Below are 19,987 nucleotides of genomic sequence, written 5' to 3' on the forward strand. Positions count from 1 at the left end.
TTAGTAACATGCATCGGCAATACTCCGCGGCGCTACAAGTCGAATCATATTTCGCATAAAACGCGCTGCTCCGATCGAGGGCTGACGCGAAGGCCAGCCTCGGGGGTTCACATGACGATCCGTCATCGCATTACGCTATTGGTTGTTCTGATGTTTGTCGCCTTGTCGGCGATCGGCGGCTACGCCGTGTTCCAGACGCGCGGCAGCGCGGCCGAAGTGCGCAAGGTGACGGAGGGTGTCGTGCCGAGCGCGCTCGCGTCCGCCGACCTCGTGTCGCAAGTCAAGGACGTGCAGCTCGCCACGATGACGCTGGTCTACGCGCCCGACGCCAATATGGTGGCGCAGGCACAGGACGAGTTGAAGAAGAAAAAGGCGACGCTGCAACAGGCACTCGCGTTGCAGGGGAAAGAGGCCGCGAGCCACGCGCAGCAGGGTCTCGTCACGCAGGCCACCGAGAGCCTCGCGAACTACTTCTCCGCGATCGACGACACGGCAAAGATGAAGGCCGACGGCAAGAACGAACTCGCGCAAGCGTATCTGTTCGCCAACGTCGCGCAGTATCGTGATGAACTCGAAGGCATTGTCGAGACCTTGCGTGTCGAGAAAAATCGCGAGAAAGACGAGGCGATCACGACACTGAACGCGACGCTCGCCACCACGACCACGGCAATTGCAGCGGTCACCGGCATCGCGATCATTCTGCTGACCTCGATCGGCTCGCTGCTCTATCGCCAGATCACGCGTCCGCTCAGCCGCATGCAAGGCATGATGAGCGAGATCGCGTCGAGTCAGGACTTCACGCGCCGCGTGCCGGTAGGCCGGCTCGATGAGATCGGCCATTCGATCGTCGCCTTCAACGGCATGATCGCGAAGATTCAGGAGAGCTCCGCGCAACTCAAGCAGAAAACCGCCGACATTCAGGCCATGTTGCAGAACATGCAGCAGGGCATCCTGACGGTGGTCGACGGCGCGGTGATTCACTCGGAATACTCGGCGTATCTGGAAGACATCTTCGAGACGAAGGATATCGCGGGCCGCGCGCTAATGGATCTCGTGTTCAGTGACACCGACCTCGGTGCCGACACGCTGTCGCAGATCGAAGCCGCAACCCACGCATGCCTGGGCGAAGACAGCATCAACTTCGTGTTCAATCAGCACCTGCTGGTCGGCGAGATTTCGCGGAACCTGCCCGATGGCCGCGCGAAGATTCTCGATCTGACGTGGTCGGCGATTACGGATGAGAACGACGTCATCGTGCGTTTGATGCTGTGCGTGCGCGACGTCACCGAACTGCGCAAGCTCGCGGCGGAGGCCAGCGAACAGCGTCGTCGCCTCGATATGATCGGCGAGATTCTTGCGGTTAGCGAAGAGAAGTTTCATCACTTCATTGAAAGCTCGGCGGGGTTTGTCAGCGAGAACGAGCGGATCATCCGCAAGCATTCGGAAGCGGATCATGCGGCGATTGCCGAGTTGTTCCGCAACATGCACACCATCAAAGGCAATGCGCGGACCTACAATCTTCAGCATCTGACCAACGTCGTGCACGAAACCGAGCGCAGCTATCACGAACTGCGCCAACCGGACGCGGATCGCTCGTGGGATCAGGAACATCTGATGCAGGAGTTGACGCGGGTTCGCGAGGCAATCGAGAGCTACGCGAGAATCAACGAACAGAGCCTGGGCCGCAAAGCGAAGGGGCAGCCGAACGATGCGGGCAACGCGGGCCGCTACGTGATGGTCGGCAAGGACGACATCCAGCAGACGCTGAGCCTGCTCGACAAAACCAATGCTGACGAGCTGCACGAACTGCAATCGATGCGCGATTCGCTGCGCCGCACGCTGCGCGCATTAGGCAGCGAAAGCGTACGCGACGCACTCTCCGGCGTGCTGGATTCGCTGCCTTCACTTGCCAGTGAGTTGGGCAAGCCCGCACCGGTCGTACAGATCGACGACAACGGCTACCGTCTGCGAGGCCAGGCTGGCGGGACGTTGAGCAATGTGTTCGTGCATCTGCTGCGCAATTCGATCGACCACGGCATCGAATCCGCCGAAGCGCGCAGCGCACAAGGCAAGAGCGCGGCGGGCACGATCAATGTCGAAGTAGGCGTGGACAGCGGCGCATTGCAGATCACCCTCAGCGACGATGGCCGTGGCCTCGCACTCGAACGGATTCGCGGAATCGCCATGCAGCGCGGCTGGATTAGTGCCGACGACATGCTGAGCGACGAAGCCGTCGCCGACTTCATCTTCCGTCCGGGCTTCTCGACGGCGGAAACGGTGACGGAAGTATCGGGCCGGGGCGTCGGTATGGACGCGGTGCGCGATTTTCTGCGGCGCGAAAACGGCAGCATCGAACTGCGTTTTACCGACGATCATAAGGGCGCGTCGTTCCGTCAGTTTCAGACCATCGTCAGTCTGCCCGACAGCTTCGCCGTGGATACATTGGGCGTTCAGGCGCGCGACGAAGCCGGTGATCTGACACTCGACGCGATCGCAAGTTGAGCACCGGCTGACGGACATCGAAGGAATGGTTGTGATCCAACAGTGTTTATTGGGGGCGCTGGCGGGCGGCGCGGTGGCCGCTGTGCTGGCGTACGCCGCGCACAAGCTGCACAGCGTCAGGCTGGGCACGCGGCTGCGTGCCGAAGCACACGCGTTGACCGTCTCGCACGAAGCCGGGCAGTCGGCACATCAGCGCGCGATCGACGAACACGAACAGGTCGAACAGGCGTTGCACGCGCTGACCGCGCAATTGCGTGACGAGTTGGCCCAGCAATCCGCGAGTGTCGAAGAACTTCGTGCGGCGCTCGACGCAGTGACTGGAAACAGAGAACAGTGGTTGCGCCAGGCGCAGCAGATCGCGAGCGAAGCCGCACGCCTGAAAAGTCTCGGCGCAACCTTCGAGCGCTGGCACGAACAGATGATCTCGCTGATGACGCAAAACCACGACATGCACGCGAAGAATCAGGAGCTGTCGTCGATTGTGCGGCATGTGGTGATCGTGTCGCTGAATGCGTCGATTGAAGCGGCGCGCGCGGGCCCGGCCGGCCGCGGCTTCGCGGTGGTGGCGAGCGAAGTGCGCTCGCTCGCCGCGCGTTCCGAAGAGTTGTCGAAGAGCTACCGTGACAGCCTGCATCGCAACGATTTGACCACCACGTCAACGTTTCAGGATATTCAGGCCGGCGGCAAGATGATTGCGGCGTCGCTTGCCAGTGTCGAGTCGCTGGCCAACCAGTTTCACGCGCGGCTCGACGAGGTGACGGCGTGATTTCGGCGGATGCGCAAAACAGCTTCGATCGCATTTTTCGCAAGGCTGCACAGGCCCGCCTGCCGATTGACACAAGCGATCTGTGCGGGATCGCGCCGATCGCCAACGCGAGTGCCGGTGCAACGAAAAACACTCAGGTGGTCGTACTGACCATCTCGTCGATTGTGTTTCGAATGCTGCTGATTCTCCATTTCGACGAAGACGACACCACGCACCGTTACTACCTGAAAGACAACGACGAACGACCATTCCAGGAAGTCTTCCTGGAAATCTGCAACCTGTGTTGCGGCGCGATGAACCAGGAATTGCTGAGCTACTTCCCCGATCTCGGCATGTCGACGCCTTACGTGCTGAACGCGCAGTGTTTGCCGCATCTGCATGAGCTGAAGCCGGGGTTGCTGTCGTCGTATTCGGTGACGCTTAACGACAGCGTGCGGCTCGCCGCGACCGTCTGCGTGTGCGCGCACGCACCGATCGATTTCGTCGCTGACACCAGCGCGACTGAAGAAACCAGCGGCGAACTGGAACTGTTCTGAGCAAGAGAATGGAAAAAATGAATAGCAACGAACCGGTCAGCAAGGTGCTGGTGGTGGACGACTGCCCGATGCACAAAGACGCGCTGAAGCGCTTTTGCGATGAACACAATCTGGTCGGCGTGAAAGTCGGCAAGAACCGTTTGCAGTCGGTGCTGCGCTCGAATATCGATCTCGGCGCGGTGCTGTTCGCTGAGAACTGCGCAGGGTCGCCCGAGGCCAGCGCGGAACTCGCGATCCGGATCAACGCGGTGCGGCCCGAGTTACCGATCATCATGCGGCGCGATAACGACGCCGGTATGGACGACCTGCCGGAAAGCCTGCGCCGGGTAGTCTGCGCAACCTATGTCGCGCACGACATGGCGCCGTTGCGCCGCGTGATCGACGAATACATTTTCAGCCAGGATTATCCGAATGCGCTGGTGCGCGGCATCGCCGACATGACCCAGGCGATTCTCGGCGACGTGTTCAAGGACCTGACCATCACGTGCGACACGCCGTACATCGTGCGCGACCGGATTATTTTCGGCGAAGTGTTCAGCCTGATTCCACTGGAAAGCCCGTGGTGTCGCGGCTATATGACGATGCAGGCCGAAGAGGCGCCGATTCTCGATCTGCTCGATCGCTACCGGATGATCGACAACGCGCCCGAAGGCGAAGCCGATTTTCGCGATCTGAATAGCGTGCTCGGTGAAGTAACGAATCTCGTCTGGGGATCGTTCAAGAACCGCTATGTCGGCGATGCCGATGCGTGGCAGCGCAGCGAAGTGCAAGTGCCGCTGCTGGTGAATCACAAGCACAAGTACATCTCGTTCGGCAGCGGCAATCCGCAACTGTGCTTCATGTACTGGCTGAAGGACCCGCACACGGGCCGCGCGGTCCGGCTGCATCAACGTTTTGTGTTCAGCCTGAGCTGGTCGCCGGAAGACTTCAGGGAAGTCACGCGCGATGTTGGCGAGATGGTCGAAGCAGGTGAGCTGGATCTGTTCTGAGTAGTGTCAAAGGTTAAAGGAAACAACATGTCGAAAATTCTGGTGGTAGATGACTCGAGTACGGTGCGCGACGAAGTGGCCGGTTTTCTGAAGAAAAATGGTCTGGATGTCGATACGGCAGTGGACGGCAAGGACGGCCTCGCCAAGTTGAAGTCGAGCCCCGGCATCAAGCTGGTGATCAGCGACGTCAACATGCCGAATATGGACGGCCTGACGATGGTCGAAAAGATTCGCGGCGAGCTCGCCAACAAGACCGTCAACGTGATCATGCTGACGACCGAAAGCAGCCCCGCAATGAAGGAGCGCGGCAAGGCGGCGGGCGTCAAAGGCTGGATCGTCAAGCCGTTCAAGGGCGACGCTGTGCTGGAAACGTTCCGCAAGCTGGCAAGCTGAAGCGGGGGCGGCGCGACGGAGATACGGTGGCGATTGGCGGCAATTCGGTTGAAATCGCCAAAGGTGAGGTTTTTCGGGAGTCGCGCGCCCGTCATTTGCAAAGCATGATTCGCTATAACGGCGGCGGTTGAAACACGTTAGTCTCCCAATGAACATGATCGACTTGGGATGACCTGCAATGACCGCGAAGCCTTCTGAAAGCACCGGCGCCGTAACGGCGGATGCGATCGCGCCGATCATGCACGTCCCGGCACGAGCAGCTTGAGGCGGGGCCGGACATGTGCCAGTTGCTCGCCCTTAGCTGCGCCGAACCCACCGACGTCAGTTTCTCGCTGACAGGCTTTGCCGCGCGCGGCGGCCTGACCGATCATCACGTCGATGGTTGGGGCGTGGCGTTTTACGAAGACCGCGCATGCCGCGTATTCGTCGACGAAAAGCCCGCATATCAATCGCCGGTCGCCGAGTTTCTGAAGAGCTATCCGATCAAGTCGCGCAATGTCGTGGCGCATATCCGCAAGGCAACGCAGGGCGGCGCGCGGGTCGAGAACTGCCATCCGTTCATGCGCGAGTTGCGCGGCCAGCAATGGGTATTCGCGCACAACGGCGATCTGCACGCACTCGGTCAGCAGTGGGAGCCGGGGCCATTCACGCCGGTCGGCACGACCGATAGCGAAGAGGCGTTCTGCTTCATCATGAACCGCCTGCACGCGCATTTCGCTGCGCATGCCGACGCCAACGCGGACGACATCGACGCACTGTTCGATGTCATCGAACAAGCAACCCGCACGCTGAACCCCTTTGGTATTTTCAATTTCGTGCTGTCGAACGGCAACGCGCAGTTTGCTTTTTGCTCGACGCGATTGTCGTACGTAATACGCCACTGGCCGTTTTCCAGCGCACGCCTGGTTGACGGCGATCTGACGGTGGATTTCGCCGAACGCGGCACGCCCGCTGACCGCACGGCGGTGATCGCCACCACTCCGCTGACCGATGAAGTCTGGACCACCTGCCAATCCGGCGATCTGCTGATGTTCCGTAGCGGCGCGCTGGTACGACGCGCTCATGTGCCGGTTCCCGCTGAGGTCATCGCACGCTCGAAGTACGCGCTGTCCGAACGGTCCGCCATCCCTGCGTGATCTCGCGGATGCACGCGCGCTGATAAGCGGCGCGTCGGCACTTTGATATCTATTGAAGAATTAGTTAGTTTGCCGACACAAATCCTTCTCGTATCGTTGCAACGGTTTTAAACAACTACAGCATTGATACGGGAACTCTAACAATGAAGCGCCTTTCTCTTTTCGCCTTGTCGGCCGGTCTTCTTTTCGCGGCTGGCGCTCAAGCGCAAAACAGCGTCACGCTGTATGGCATCGTCGATGCCGGCATTGCCTATGTCCACAATGCGCAAGGCGCGAACGGCCTGAATCAGTCGACGCTGGTGAAATTCAGCAGCGGCAATATGTCGGGCAGCCGTTGGGGGCTGAAGGGCACCGAAGACCTCGGCGGCGGTCTCGCGGCAGTGTTTCAACTGGAGAACGGCTTTAACGTCGGCACCGGCGCGCTCGGCCAGGGCGGCCGCGAATTCGGCCGCAAGGCAGTCGTGGGTCTGTCGAGCAATACGTGGGGTACGGTTACGCTGGGACGTCAATACGACCCGATCGTCGACCTCGTGCAAGGCCTCACGGAAGACAACTACTTTGGCGGCGTGTTCGGCTCGCCAGGCGATCTGGACAACTACGACAACAGCTTGCGCGTGAGCAACTCCGTCAAGTACGTGAGCCCGTCGTTCTCCGGCTTCCAGGTCGAGGCGCTGTACGGCGTGGGCGGTGTCGCCGGTGCGAGCGGCAGCGGACAGACCTATAGCTTCGGCGCCGCCTACGCGAATGGCCCGCTGTCACTGGGTGCTGGCTACTTCTACGCGAATGGCGGCAACACCACCACAGCTGACGTGCGGACGTGGACCAGCAGTTCGGATTCGCTGTTCAACACGGTGATCAACTCCGGCTTCGCGAGCGCGAAGTCGATCCAGATCGTGCGCGTGGGCGGCCAGTACGCGATTGGCGCGGCTACCGTCGGTGCGGCGTATTCGAACACGCAATACGGTAGCGACGGCTTCTCCACATTCCGCGACACCGCGAAGTTCAACAACGGTTCGCTGTTCGTCAACTATCAGATCACCCCGGCGGTACGTGCGGGCGTCGGCTACAACTACACGTCGCTGACGGGGCCGAGCTCCGCCCATTACAACCAGGTCAACCTGGGAGCGGATTACGCGCTGTCCGCGCGCACCGATCTGTATGCGCTGGCCGGTTATCAGAAGGCGAGCGGCAACACGCTGAACGCGAGCGGCAAAGTGGTGGGCGCACAGGCGTCGATTGGCGATCTGGGCGTGAACTCAGGGACCGACAGCCAGGCGCTCGCGCTTGTCGGTATCCGTCACAAGTTCTGATTGGTGGCTTGAATGACCCGGCGGTGAGCAGCGTTGGGTCATTCAGATTCGCTTCGCGGACGAAAGGTGAGGTTTTTCAGGAGCCGAACGTCGTGCTGCGAACCGTGAGCCTGAGCACTATGGTTTCGCTCACCCTTTGAACTCCGTGCCTGCATGTGCGGCTCGAACCGCCGCCAGGCAGGCGTTTGCGGAACCCTCTCCGGCGAACCTTCAAGGTTCGCGTCAAGCCGCCAGGCGCACATAAGCCGCGAATGATGGGCTTACAACGCCACGAATAGCCGACAGAAGGGCGAATTTGCTGGTTCGCACGGCATTGCGCAGCGCGAAAACGAGCAATTAATCCGAAATTCACTGCGGCTGACGAGGCAATTTCCCGCTTATCAGCATGCCCTCGCCAGCCTTCGTATTCAGGCTGCCTCGCGGCACCCAAAGGTGAGGGTTTGCGGGAGTGGCCCATTTCGGTCCTTCACCATCAAGCCCAGCATGGCTTTGCGTCCTGCCCCCAAGCTGCAAAGGTGAGGGTTTTCGGGAGCAACCTGGCGCGTACCTCGCGCCAGTCCCGCACCGCTTCGTGTGAAAGGTGAGCTTTTTCGGGGGTCGAGGGCGAGCTTACCGCGTTGCTGGTCAGGCTGCGCCGGCGATCTCGCGAATGTCGGCGACCGGCGTCTGGCCGAACGCGTCGCTGAGCGCGTAATCGACCAGTTGGGCTGCGCATTGCTCCGGCGACGACAACTGCCCATTGCGCTTGAGGTCTTCGAATTTCGCGCGCATCGGGAACTGTTCCTCTTTGCTGCCACGAATCTCCGCCTGCATGTTCGTATCGATCACACCCGGCGCAAGCGAGCAGATGCGCAGCGCGCGGTTAGCGTCGAGCACGACCGCGCGCGCGTGATGATCGAGCGCGGCTTTCGTCGCACAGTAGATGTTCCAGCCCGCATAGGCATTGCGCGCCGCGCCGCTGGAAATGTGGACGATGCGCCGGTCGTTCGCGTCGACAGCGGCTGCGGCAAGCGCGCTGGCCAGCATCAACGGTGTCGCTACGTTGAGGCTCACGGCGCTCGCGATGGCCGCCGGGTCTTGCCCTTCGATCGGCCCAATCGGCTGCACCATGCCCGCGTTGTTGATCAGCAGAACCGTTTGCGCACCGCTGACGAAAGCACGCAACGCGTCGGTCGCGAGCCATTGCGCTACGCGCGCCGGCTCGGCGAGTTCCAGTTCGATTTCTTCGAGTTGCGCAGGAAAGCGCGTTTTGAGTGTGGCATGACGCGAGCGCGACAGGCCCAGCACCGTGACGCCGCGCGCGAGCAGTTGTTCGGCGAGCGCCGCACCGAGGCCGCGGTTGTGACCGGTGACGATCGCGCGAATCGGAGTAGAGGAGGTCATGTCGTTCCTTGTGATCGATGGCATTGCAGAGGCAAAGGTTGCCATTTTCTCACGTCGTGTTCGGGTGGCCTGCGTTGCCGGTGGCCGTGCTCACACCGTCCTAAAGCGTTCGCGATACTGCATCGGCGTGACGCCGATGCGTTTGGTAAACACAATGCGCATCCGGTCGGCCGTACCGAAACCGCAATCGTACGCAATGGCCTTCAGCACCGCCCCGCTGCTTTCGAGCAGTTTGCGCGCGGCATCCACGCGCGCCCGTTCGATGAATTCATGCGGCGTCACGCCGGTTTCCTGCACGAACACGCGCGCGAAGTTGCGTGCGCTCATCCCCGCGACATCCGCGAGTTGCTTCACGGTGAAGCTCTCGCTGATCTTTTGCATGACGTGCGCCTGGACTTTGGCGACGGGCGATGTGTCGTCGGCCGGCGCTGTCAGATAGGGACTGAATTGCGATTGGCCACCTTGCCGCTGGGCGAACACGACTAGCCGTTTGGCGACCGCCAGGGCGGTATGCGGCCCATGATCTTCCGCCACCAGCGCGAGCGACAGGTCGATACCGGCTGTCACACCCGCCGATGTGACGAGCGGTCCGTCGCGCAGATAGATGCGGTCGAAATCGACGCGTGCTTCGGGAAACTGCGCGGCCAGTTGCGCCGCATGCTGCCAGTGGGTCGTGACATTGCGGGCGTCGAGCAATCCCGCATGGCCGAGCGCGAACGCGCCTGTGCAGATCGAGCCGTAACGGTGGCAACGCGTCGCGACGTTGGTCAGCCAGTCCAGCAGCCGTGCGTCGGGCACAGGGTCGTGAGGCAGCGCGGGGCCGCCTGCAACCAGCGCGAGGTCGAATGGGCCTGGGGCCTGGTCGAAGGTTGCGTCGGCGACTAGCGTCATGCCGTTGGATGCGCGTAGCGGGGCGGGTTCTGCGCTCAGCAGTTTGACCTCGTAGCGAGCGTCAGGCGCGATAAAGCCGTTGGCTTCGGAAAAAACGTCGACCGGACCGGCGACATCGAGCGCCTGCACGCCAGGAAAGATCGCGATCGCGACGGTGGGCATCGAAAGAATTCCTTTGACGGTGGACGGAATCAGCAGCCACGGCAGTCAACACCGTGTGGTTGGCAGTGTTCAACGGTGCCCGGCGATTGTCCGTCACAGCGCGTTAGCCAATACTGCACTTCATCGGACACGCAGCGTGAAACGCACGAAAAAGCGCCGCGGACCAGCATACCAAACGCGCTTCCAGGCGACAAAGCAACCAGCGGCAAAGCGCGTTCCGTTCACTCGAACCCGTTACGGAGAAGATCACATGACCACGATTGCAGGCATTCAGATTCCCGACAGCATGATGGCGCGCGAAGCCACCCAACTGGTGCGCGACACCGAAACCGAATTGCTGTATCACCACTCACGTCGCGTGTTTCTGTTCGGCTCGCTGGCCGGCGAGCGCAAACAGTTGAAGTACGACCCCGAACTGCTGTACATCGGAGCGATGTTTCACGATATGGGACTCGTTGCGCCTTATAGCAGCGAACACGACCGCTTCGAAGTGGACGGCGCGAACGCGGCGCGCGCCTTCTTGCAGCGTCACGGCATTGGCGAGGATGACATCGATCAGGTGTGGAATTCGATCGCCTTGCATACGACGCCCGGCATTCCGCAGCATATGAAACCGGTGGTCGCACTGGTCACGGCAGGTGTCGAAATGGACGTGCTGGGGCTGGCCTATAGCGAGTTCAGCGAGCATCAGCGTCACGAAGTGATTCATGCGCATCCGCGCGGCGCGCATTTCAAGGAAGGCATTATCGACGCGTTCGCGCACGGCACGATCCACAAGCCGGAGACGACGTTCGGCAACGTGAAGGCGGACGTGCTGGCGTTGAAAGACCCGCATTACCATCGCGAGAATTTTTGCACGATGATTCTTGGGTCGGCGTGGAAGGATTGAGGAGGAAAGCCGTGATGACGGCGGTGCCTTATGCTGGCGCGCATGCCGCGTGGAGCGGAAGTGCACGCGGCTGCGCCGGCGGCGGATTAATCAGCCGCATCAATTACTTGATAGTGCTGTGCGCAAGGTGTCCGCAGGCCTGGCGATTAAAGTTTGTGGACAAAGAGAGCATTAGAGTGATGACGAGGAAAGCGGAGAATTCAGGCTAGCTGTCAATGGAACAGCGGGTACGAAGAGATATCAGTGAGAAATCAGTCGTGTATTAGCCGCGCTTCCAGTTGAATTCATCGTCGCCGTAATTCAGCAATGTCTGTCAGATTTTTGCCGGCTTTCTTGCGCGATTTGTCAGGATGCGAGCAGCGTTGGCTGTGAAACTGTTGAAATTAATAATTACAAGAGTTATCTGATTTTTCATCCGGTGAGATCTCCATATGGTGCTTGAGCGTTAAACAAGTACAGCAATAGGAAGGACGATGGAAAATAAAATATCCAGAAATGGGGCGGTGGGCATATTCGCACGCCTGCTTTGCACTGTTCGCAGCGACATTCGGGGCAAATGCCGAAGGTGGAGACGTCGTGTGCGCCCCGCTCTATTCGCGATCCGGAGCGATACAAGGGTCGTCGTCCTGCTTTGCAACAGCGTGGGGTAATACACCGATCAATTTATCGAACCACTACTGCGTCAACGAGCCGTCGCGGATTACCAGATGGTGCGGCATGCCGCCGGATGACGTGAGTGCCGATAACAGTTGCTCTGTAGCCGATCCGGTATACGCGACGTCGGGTGCAACAACGATCAGCGAAGTTGACTTTCACAGCGGCGACGATCGACCTTTCATATTCAGTCGAACTTATCGGGCTCGCCCAACAACGAGAGCAGATGCTGGCTTTGGGTCGCTTTGGGTTCACAATTGGCAGCGCCAACTCAATCTGGCAAACGTGAACAGCACGCCGCCGCGGATCACCGCATACCGAGAAAATGGCAACCCGGTCACGTTCGGCAAAGTGTTGGCAGTATGGCGTCCTGTGGATGGAACACCGCTGACTCTGACACAAGCAGCGTCGGCCTGGACGCTGGAGGACTTGACTAATGGAAGTCTGGAATCCTATTCCACAAAGGGCATTCTACAGTCCGTTTCGGAACACGACGGTCGTGTCGCCACGCTTACATATAGTGATGCCAGTACTCCGGGGTCAATTGCGCCCGGAGCTGGGCTGCTCATCGCCGTGTCCGACCATGCAAAGGCATTGAACGCTCACTACGACATAACTGTTCGGCTCTCCTATGATGCGAAGTCACGCATTTCCCAGATGTCTGACTCGACAGGAAACGTTACGCAGTACAGCTATGACGCGTACAACAATCTCGTTTTCCGTCATTTGGCCTGATGGCAATGTCCGCCGCTATGCCTACGAAGATCCGAGATTTACTAGCGCTCTAACCGGTGTTGTTGACGAAACAGGGACGCGCGTTGCGACTTGGACCTATGACGCAATGGGGCGGGCGACGGCGGTAACACATCCTGATTCGCAGCAGAACGTGACATTTGCGTACGGCGCTGACGCGTCAACTATAACCAGCAATCGGCGAACGACGACCATTAATTTCTCTTCGATAGGAGGCGCGACGCGCACCACGGGAAGCGACGCGGGCTATCAGATTGGCTGGGATGCGTCAGGCAGACTGGTCAGTGATATCGCGCCGTACGGGAAAAACGTTCAGTACGCGTACGATGATAGCAATCGACCCATCCGGGCGACCTCAATTAATTCTTCCACTGGCCTGGCGACGATGTCGGTACGTTACCAGGACACAACGAGTCTGCGTCCGTATATGGTCGCTTCTCCTGGATAGCTGCGCACATATGTGTATGACGGTAATGGGAATCCGATCGGCATTAGCGAAAGACCGACTACGGACTCGACAGGGGAAAAGGGATTTGCCGCGACGCTTGCAGATTTGCCGGTTCGCAGTTATGGACTTGTGTTCGATACATTGAACCAGTTGTCATTTGCTCAGATGTACGTTGATGGTCAACTGACCGGCGAGTGGAGTCTTACGCGTGATGTGACCGGGAATTTCAGGTCTATCGTCGACAGGAAGAGCGACAATGTCTTCGCAGTTATGGCACGAGACTCCGTACATCGGCCGATTGAATTCAGTGGCTTGGGTTTTACTGCGAATCCGTACTATGACGTGCGCGGCCGTCTCATCGGTTTCAACTATTACGAAGAGGCAAGTCCGCAGAATGGGAACACTAAGCGCGCTCTGAAGGTCAACTACACTTATGCCGCAAATGGAGTGCTGATTGCACGAACGGGTACGGTGTCGACGAATCTTGGACCGGACACGATCGTCAGCGGCGACGAAATTGACAAATGGCTCGGTAACGTAGAATCAGGGATCATCCCGGCCGCGCCACTGTCAGGGATGGTTGCCGCGATGGGCAATCTGCGTTTGGCTCAAGAACTGGGACTGGAGCCAGTGTGCCCGGAGTGTGCGATTCTCGCGGGCGCTCGCTTTGCTTGGCTGGTGTTTCAGATATCCAGAGACCCGGCGTGGGCCAGTAAGAATGGCATACCGCAAGCCATAGAGGCAAAGCAATGCAAGCCGACGACGGGCAACAGCGCGTCAGACATCGTATTCAAACGCGACCACTATATAAACCGCGCCCAGCGCGACGGCCTCAATCTTGATCACGCGGAGGCGCAAGTGGCCGACGAGATCAGTGCGATCAGGACAGATATGCTCCCAGGTACAAATACTATTAAGCAGATTACTGTAGATGGGCGTCCGGTGGAGTTCCGTGCGTTCGTACGGGGAGACGGCCAAGTGAACGTCGGAACAATTTTTGTGGTGAAGTGATGCTAAGAGAACTTACTGACAATGAGAGAAATTTTATCCGTGGAGTAGCTTCCAGGCTCGATCCGGATGCCAGGCACAAGCTTCTCTTTGACTTGGACCGTGCACGTGCGCTGCCCACTCTCAAGGATGGATCGTTAATCGAACTCCACATTGATGGCTATCAGCGCCCTTCTCATGTTGGCCAGCATTCTTTTCCATTTGAAGGGCGGTTAGTTGATGCAGACGGCGCGGAGGTCTGCGTTTTACTGTTTGCTGATCCAGACGATCGGCTACTTGAACTTGAATTTTTACGGTGGGGAGATGGCGACTTGCAAGGGCCTGATTGGACGACGCTTCAGATAGTCTCCAAGCCATTGCCCATTGGGAAGCGGTAGGATTGAATCTTTCCACAATTTTTTTGTGCGACGCGAAGAGGAGGGCCGAAGCCGTCGGTGCCCAGCACAGTCAGGTAGCGCGTTAGCATGCCCGGCTACGTCACGCTGTTCGAAATCGAGAACAGCCAAACCGTGGCCGTGCTAGCCGTGCGCGATCAGCTAGGGGATGATGACCACTGACAGAACTCCCGGCGCCCGCCATGGTCCTCAAAAACCTGCTTAGAAGGCTCGACCTCACCACGCTGCAACTCTTTCTCGCCGTCTACGAAGAAGGCACGCTCACGCGGGCCGCCGAGCGTGAGGCGATTGCCGTCTCCGCCGCGAGCAAGCGCCTGCTCGAACTCGAACAGGCGGTCGGCGCCACGCTGTTCCAGCGCAACGCGCGCGGCATGACACTAACGCCGGCCGGCGAAACGCTGCTGCACCACGCGCGCCGCGTCTTGCGTGACATCGAAAATATCGGCATCGAACTGGCGGGACACGCGAGCGGCGTGCGCGGTTACGTGCGGATGATGGCCAATCTGTCGGCAATCGTCGAATTTCTTCCCGAAGACTTGCGCGCGTTCCAGTTGCAGCACGAGCGCGTCAAGCTCGATCTCGAAGAGCGGCCGAGCGGCGGCGTGGTCGAAGCCGTCGACGATAGCCTCGCCGACCTCGGCATCTGCTCCGGCGACGCCGATACGCACGAACTGCAGGTCACGCATTACCGGCGTGATTCGCTGATGGTCGTGATGCGTGACGATCATCAACTGGCGGCGCGACAGAGTGTGGCTTTCGCCGAGACGCTCGACGGCGATCACGTCGGCTTGCACGCCGCGAGTTCGATCAACGCCCGCACGCATATGGCTGCGCGGCAGGCTGGCAAGCCGTTGCGCTTGCGGATCCACGTGCCGGGGTTCGATGCGGTCTGCCGGATGGTGCAGGCCGGAATGGGCGTCGGCGTGTTGCCCAGGAAGGTGTACGAGTTGATGGGCGAGCCGCTCGGTTTGGTCGGTGTTCCGCTGGAGGACGACTGGTCCGAACGCAGCCTCGTACTAGTGGTACGCGATGTCGACGCGCTGTCTCCGGTAAGCCGCCTTTTGTTCGACCATTTGCGCTCGATCGAGGCCACGGAGGCATCCGCAGACCAAGCACCGTCCACCGCCGCCAGGCGTTGAGCGTTCGCCATCCGCGAACGGTCGTTGGCGAATTGCGGTTGGACGCCGCCACCGCGCCGCTCATAAGCTGTCTCTCAACACGAAACCAGCTTGGGAGACAGCACCATGGGTGGACCCCTTCAGGGTATCCGCGTCGTCGAGATCGGAACTCTCATCGCCGCGCCGTTTGCCGCGCGCCTCATGGCCGAATTCGGCGCCGACGTCATCAAGATCGAAGCCCCCGAAACCGGCGACCCCCTTCGCAAATGGCGCAAGCTGCATGAGGGCACCTCGCTCTGGTGGTATCTGCAATCGCGCAACAAGAAGTCCGTGTGCGTGAATCTGAAGTCGGCAGAGGGTGTCGAGATCGTCAAACGGCTTGCTGCGGATGCCGACGTCGTCATCGAAAATCTGCGTCCCGGCGCGCTCGAAAAGCTCGGCCTCGGCTGGGACGTCCTGCACGCAATCAACCCGAAACTGACGATGGTCCGCATCTCCGGCTACGGCCAGTCGGGACCGTATCGCGACCGGCCGGGATTCGGCGCCATCGGCGAAGCGATGGGCGGCATCCGCTACACGACCGGTGAAGTGGACGGCGCACCGGCGCGCGTCGGCGTGAGTCTCGGCGATTCGCTCGCATCGCTGCATGGCGTGATCGGCGCGCTCATGTCGTTGCTGCGTGTGAAGACCGGACAGGGCGAAGGCCAGGTGGTCGACGTGTCGCTGGTCGAGAGCGTGTTCAATCTGATGGAGAGCCTCGTGCCCGAATACGACCTGCTCGGTCACGTGCGCGAGCGTAGTGGCGGCGCGTTGCCGGGCATCGCGCCATCCAATACCTATTGCACGGAGAACGACGGCTACGTCGTCATCGCCGGCAACAGCGATCCGATTTTCAAACGGCTGATGCATCTGATCGGCCGCCCCGATCTCGCCGACGATCCCGCACTCGCGCATAACGACGGACGCGCGAAGCAGTCCACGATGCTCGATCAGGCGATCACTGCATGGACCTCGCATCACGCGACTGAAGACGTGCTGGCCGCGCTCGAGCGCGCCGAAGTGCCTGCGGGGCGCATCTATTCGGTGGCCGATATCGTCGCCGATCCGCACTACCAGGCGCGCGACATGTTGCTGCCGGCGCAACTGCCTGGCGGCATGGAAGTAAAAATGCCGGGGATCGTGCCGAAGCTGTCGGACACGCCGGGCGAAGTGCGCTGGCAAGGGCCGTCACTCGGCGAGCATACAAGCAGCGTGCTTGGCGAACTGGGTTTTGCCGACGAAGATATCGAGCGGCTGCGCCGCGAAGGAGCCGTGCAATGAGCGACCAAGCAAATGCGACATTCGACAAACTGATCGTGCAGGAAGTCGCGCCACGCGACGGCTTGCAGATCGAACCCAGCTGGGTCGACACCGCCGACAAGATCGCGCTGATCGACGCACTGTCGACCTTTGGCTTCACACGTATCGAGGGCGGCTCGTTCGTCTCGCCGAAAGCGATTCCCGCGTTACGCGACGGCGATGCCGTATTCCAGCAGATCAAGCGACAACCCGGCGTGATCTACGTCGCGCTGATTCCGAACCTGAAGGGCGCCGAGCGCGCACTCGCGTCGCGGGCCGATGAGCTGAACCTCGTGATGTCGGCGAGTCAGACGCACAATCGCGCGAACATGCGGATGAGCTGCGAGTCGTCGCTCGCGGCATTCGACGACATCGTGCGGCACGTCAAAGGAACGGGGGTGTTGCTGAACGCGTCGGTGGCGACGGCGTTCGGTTGCCCGTTCGAAGGGAAGATCGATGAAGACCGCGTGATCGGCATTGTCGATACATATCGTGAGATGGGTATCGAGGGCGTCACGCTCGCAGACACGACCGGCATGGCGAATCCGCGTCAGGTCACGCGACTGGTCACGCGTGTGCTCGAGCGGCTTCCTGCCAGCGCGCTCACGCTGCACTTTCACAACACGCGCGGGCTCGGTCTCGCGAATGTGCTAGCGGCTTACGAGGCCGGCGCGCGACGCTTCGACGCCGCGTTGGGGGGCCTCGGCGGCTGCCCATTCGCGCCGGGGGCGTCCGGCAACATCTGCACGGAAGACCTCGTGAACCTGTGCGACGAAATGGGCATTCCCACCGGCATTGATCTGCAAAAGGTGATTGCGCTGTCGCGCACGTTGCCCGGGTTGCTCGGCCACGACGTGCCAGGACAACTCGCGAAGGCGGGTCGCAATTGCGATCTGCATCCCGTGCCCGAATACGTTTTGCAGATCTGACACGGCCCCGACCGCGAACCTGAGCTTGACCGATTAACCCGATTAACCCACTAACCCGATTAAACGACCGGACGGCAACGCCGAATCTGGCATTGGAGACAAGCATGAGTGACCTGAGCGCAGTCGCGAGTGACAAGAGCGGCCGCCGTGAGTACGGCGTGGACGATGCCGCGGCGATCATCCGCAAAGTCGCGTGGCGGTTGATGCCGCTGATCATGATCTGCTATCTGTTCGCGTTCTTCGACCGGATCAACATCAGCTTCGCGAAGTTCCAGTTGCAGAGCGATCTCGGCTTGTCCGATACCGCGTATGGACTCGGCGCGAGTCTGTTCGTGATCGGCTATGTGCTGTTCGAAGTGCCGAGCAATCTCTTCCTCTACAAGGTCGGCGCGCGTCGCTGGATCGCGCGAATCATGATTTCGTGGGGACTCGCCACCGCCGCGATGGTGTTCGTCAACAACGAATGGCAGTTCTACGGACTGCGCTTCGTGATCGGCGCGATGGAAGCGGGCTTCGCCCCCGGCGTGCTGTATTACCTGACGCTGTGGTTTCCGCCGAGCTATCGCGGGCGTATTACGTCGATGCTGTTTCTCGCTTCCGCATTCTCGGGCCTGGTCGGCGCGCCGCTTGCGGGGCTGGTGATCGGACATATGAACGGCGTGCTCGGCATGGCGGGCTGGCACTGGCTGTTTCTGCTCGGTGGCTTGCCCTGCGTCGTGCTCGGGATCCTGGTGTTGAAACTGCTGAAGGACCGGATCGAGGATGCGGGCTGGTTGTCGTCGGCGGAAAAGACTTTTCTGGCCGGGCAGATTGCGCAGCAGAGCCGTCACCCCAACACCGGGCATTCGCTGATGGGGGCGATCAGGACACCGGGCTTTCTCACGTTGGGACTGGTGTACTTCCTGATTCAGGTGGCGTCGTATGGATTGAATTTCTGGGCGCCGCATCTGATTCGGGTGGCGGGAACGCACAATCCGACTGTGATCGGCTTGCTGACGGCGGTGCCTTATGTGTGCGGCGCGATCTGCATGGTCGTGGTGGGACGCCTGTCCGATGCGAGCGGCGAGCGGCGCAAGTTTGTGTTCGGATTGCTGGTGATGTCGGCGGTGGGGTTCTTTGCGGCCGGGCTCTTCGACAAGCAGACTGGTTTGCTCGTTGTGGCGTTGGCGGTGATGGGTGCCGGAGTGGTGGCGTCGATTCCGGCGTTCTGGGCGCTGCCGCCGAAGCTGTTGACGGGCGCAGGCGCGGCGGGTGGGATTGCGTTGATCAATACGCTCGGACAGCTTGGTGGGATCGTAAGCCCGATCATGGTGGGGCGCGTAAAGGACCTGACTGGCAGCACGACGCCGGCGTTGTATGTGATCGGTGCGATGTGTGTGGTTTGCGCGGTGATTATGTTGTTTGGGATGCCGGAGTCGTTGCGTCGGGGGGAGCGGGTGGGGTGAGGGAATGCGTGCGGAGGCCGGGGATGCTCCTGGGCGCACCGATGCAGGATTGGCCTGTTGCATCAACTACTTGGTAGTGCTGTGCGCGAGTTGTCCACAGGCTTAGCAACAAAATGTGTGGATAAGATCCCGCGTTGCACAAGGTCCAAAAAATCTAATTGAAAGTCGAGAAGGCGTGTTATCCCAAGCGGTGGGCCGCATTCTTTCTTTCCAAGCCACTGATTGTGCTATGGAGAGTAGTGGCTTTCGGGTAAATCCCGAGAGTCAAGGTATCCCATTTTCGCGGCCAGTTGCAGCCGCGCCGTGCGCCAGTCAGTGAGCGCATGTATGCGTTGCTGCTTCGCTTCGGCAAGCGCCCTCTGTGCCGAGAGCAGTTCCAGAATATTTCCGACATCCGCTGCATACCGGTGCCGCGCGACATCAAATGAGCGCTGTGCTACCTGCGCTAACGTGCCACTGTTGACGACGTTCTGCTTGCCTGTCTGCAATGCCTGATAGCTTTTCCAGACATCGAGTCCGACCTGCTGGCGAGCTTCATCAAGCATGTCCCGCTGGAGTTCTGCCTGTGCGTGTGCGCTGCTTGTCTTGTAACTGCGGCCGAACCCTTCGAACAGTGGAATTCGTATCTGTGCACCGACATACCAGTCGCGACTGGACGCAGGAAGCTGAGGTTCGCCCAGTCCGAGGCTCGCGGGCTGCTTATTCTGGCTGTATTTACCGACAAGGCTAAAGACTGGCAATCCTTCTGCGCGACTCTGCTGCTCACGGGCGATTGCGGCGTCAAGTTTTGCCTGAGTGGCGACGGTTGACGCGAAGTTATGTTGAATAAATGGGCCTATCCGTAATTTCGTGGGCGAGGCATATCATGAAGGATGAAGATCATGGATATGCCAATCATGAAGAAGAAACGCACTGTCGCTTCTCAGGCAGCGGCCCGCGGGC

At 60.1% G+C, this 19,987-nt stretch carries 18 protein-coding genes; 15 read left to right on the plus strand and 3 right to left on the minus strand.

Translation table 11 applies throughout. The features are described 5' to 3' along the window. Positions 1-111: 111 nt before the first annotated feature. The 7 genes from LMG28727_RS23595 to LMG28727_RS23625 all read left to right on the plus strand — a co-directional run bounded on the left by LMG28727_RS23595 (position 112) and on the right by LMG28727_RS23625 (position 7,632). Positions 112-2,502, plus strand: coding sequence for an ATP-binding protein (locus LMG28727_RS23595; RefSeq protein WP_201644728.1), 2,391 nt, complete (start codon positions 112-114; stop codon positions 2,500-2,502). A gap of 31 nt (positions 2,503-2,533) precedes the next feature. Next, positions 2,534-3,268, plus strand: a complete 735-nt coding sequence (locus LMG28727_RS34585) for a methyl-accepting chemotaxis protein (RefSeq protein WP_268960528.1) — start codon at positions 2,534-2,536, stop codon at positions 3,266-3,268. Then, entirely contained in the window at positions 3,265-3,804 is a 540-nt protein-coding gene (locus LMG28727_RS23605; RefSeq protein WP_201644730.1) for a hypothetical protein, read from the plus strand. Before LMG28727_RS34585 ends, LMG28727_RS23605 begins: the two co-directional genes overlap by 4 nt. A gap of 17 nt (positions 3,805-3,821) precedes the next feature. Next, positions 3,822-4,793 carry a chemotaxis protein CheX gene (locus LMG28727_RS23610; protein WP_201644731.1) on the plus strand — a complete coding sequence of 324 codons (972 nt, stop codon included), beginning with the start codon at positions 3,822-3,824 and terminating at the stop codon, positions 4,791-4,793. 27 nt (positions 4,794-4,820) lie between these two features. Then, on the plus strand, positions 4,821-5,186 hold the full coding sequence (locus tag LMG28727_RS23615; protein ID WP_074770931.1) for a response regulator: 366 nt from the start codon (positions 4,821-4,823) through the stop codon (positions 5,184-5,186). 278 nt (positions 5,187-5,464) lie between these two features. Beyond that, positions 5,465-6,322, plus strand: a complete 858-nt coding sequence (locus tag LMG28727_RS23620) for a class II glutamine amidotransferase (RefSeq protein ID WP_201644732.1) — start codon at positions 5,465-5,467, stop codon at positions 6,320-6,322. Positions 6,323-6,465: 143 nt separating this feature from the next. Beyond that, positions 6,466-7,632, plus strand: a complete 1,167-nt coding sequence (locus LMG28727_RS23625) for a porin (RefSeq protein ID WP_201644733.1) — start codon at positions 6,466-6,468, stop codon at positions 7,630-7,632. A gap of 624 nt (positions 7,633-8,256) precedes the next feature. Here the strand turns inward: LMG28727_RS23625 and LMG28727_RS23630 are convergent. Then, on the minus strand, positions 8,257-9,015 hold the full coding sequence (locus LMG28727_RS23630) for an SDR family oxidoreductase (RefSeq protein WP_201644734.1): 759 nt from the start codon (positions 9,013-9,015) through the stop codon (positions 8,257-8,259). 90 nt (positions 9,016-9,105) lie between these two features. Then, on the minus strand, positions 9,106-10,068 hold the full coding sequence (locus LMG28727_RS23635) for a GlxA family transcriptional regulator (protein ID WP_201644735.1): 963 nt from the start codon (positions 10,066-10,068) through the stop codon (positions 9,106-9,108). A 250-nt stretch (positions 10,069-10,318) separates the two neighbouring features. Here LMG28727_RS23635 and LMG28727_RS23640 point away from each other — a divergent pair, with 250 nt between their 5' ends. From LMG28727_RS23640 to LMG28727_RS23675, 8 genes are all read left to right on the plus strand, one after another. After that, the gene (locus LMG28727_RS23640) at positions 10,319-10,957 is read left to right on the plus strand and encodes an HD domain-containing protein (RefSeq protein WP_201644736.1); all 639 of its coding nucleotides are present in this window, start codon (positions 10,319-10,321) and stop codon (positions 10,955-10,957) included. A gap of 717 nt (positions 10,958-11,674) precedes the next feature. Then, positions 11,675-12,346 (plus strand): RHS repeat domain-containing protein, encoded by a 672-nt coding sequence (locus LMG28727_RS23645; protein WP_201644737.1) that lies wholly within the window; start codon positions 11,675-11,677, stop codon positions 12,344-12,346. Between the two features lie 478 nt (positions 12,347-12,824). Further along, a complete protein-coding gene (locus tag LMG28727_RS23655) occupies positions 12,825-13,823 on the plus strand; it encodes a hypothetical protein (protein ID WP_201644739.1) in 999 nt (332 codons plus the stop codon). After that, entirely contained in the window at positions 13,823-14,197 is a 375-nt protein-coding gene (locus tag LMG28727_RS34815; RefSeq protein ID WP_407945863.1) for a DUF6984 family protein, read from the plus strand. Before LMG28727_RS23655 ends, LMG28727_RS34815 begins: the two co-directional genes overlap by 1 nt. A gap of 200 nt (positions 14,198-14,397) precedes the next feature. Next, on the plus strand, positions 14,398-15,354 hold the full coding sequence (locus LMG28727_RS23660) for a LysR family transcriptional regulator (protein ID WP_201644740.1): 957 nt from the start codon (positions 14,398-14,400) through the stop codon (positions 15,352-15,354). 105 nt (positions 15,355-15,459) lie between these two features. Further along, positions 15,460-16,653 carry a CaiB/BaiF CoA transferase family protein gene (locus LMG28727_RS23665; protein WP_201644741.1) on the plus strand — a complete coding sequence of 398 codons (1,194 nt, stop codon included), beginning with the start codon at positions 15,460-15,462 and terminating at the stop codon, positions 16,651-16,653. After that, positions 16,650-17,600 (plus strand): hydroxymethylglutaryl-CoA lyase, encoded by a 951-nt coding sequence (locus LMG28727_RS23670; RefSeq protein ID WP_201644742.1) that lies wholly within the window; start codon positions 16,650-16,652, stop codon positions 17,598-17,600. Before LMG28727_RS23665 ends, LMG28727_RS23670 begins: the two co-directional genes overlap by 4 nt. Before the next feature lie 104 nt (positions 17,601-17,704). Further along, on the plus strand, positions 17,705-19,045 hold the full coding sequence (locus tag LMG28727_RS23675) for an MFS transporter (RefSeq protein WP_201644743.1): 1,341 nt from the start codon (positions 17,705-17,707) through the stop codon (positions 19,043-19,045). 227 nt (positions 19,046-19,272) lie between these two features. Here the strand turns inward: LMG28727_RS23675 and LMG28727_RS23680 are convergent, their stop codons facing one another. Then, a complete protein-coding gene (locus LMG28727_RS23680) occupies positions 19,273-19,884 on the minus strand; it encodes a TolC family protein (RefSeq protein ID WP_201644754.1) in 612 nt (203 codons plus the stop codon). Positions 19,885-19,987: the final 103 nt, after the last annotated feature.

It is taken from the genome of Paraburkholderia metrosideri, assembly GCF_904848625.1.
Classification (GTDB): Bacteria; Pseudomonadota; Gammaproteobacteria; order Burkholderiales; family Burkholderiaceae; genus Paraburkholderia; species Paraburkholderia metrosideri.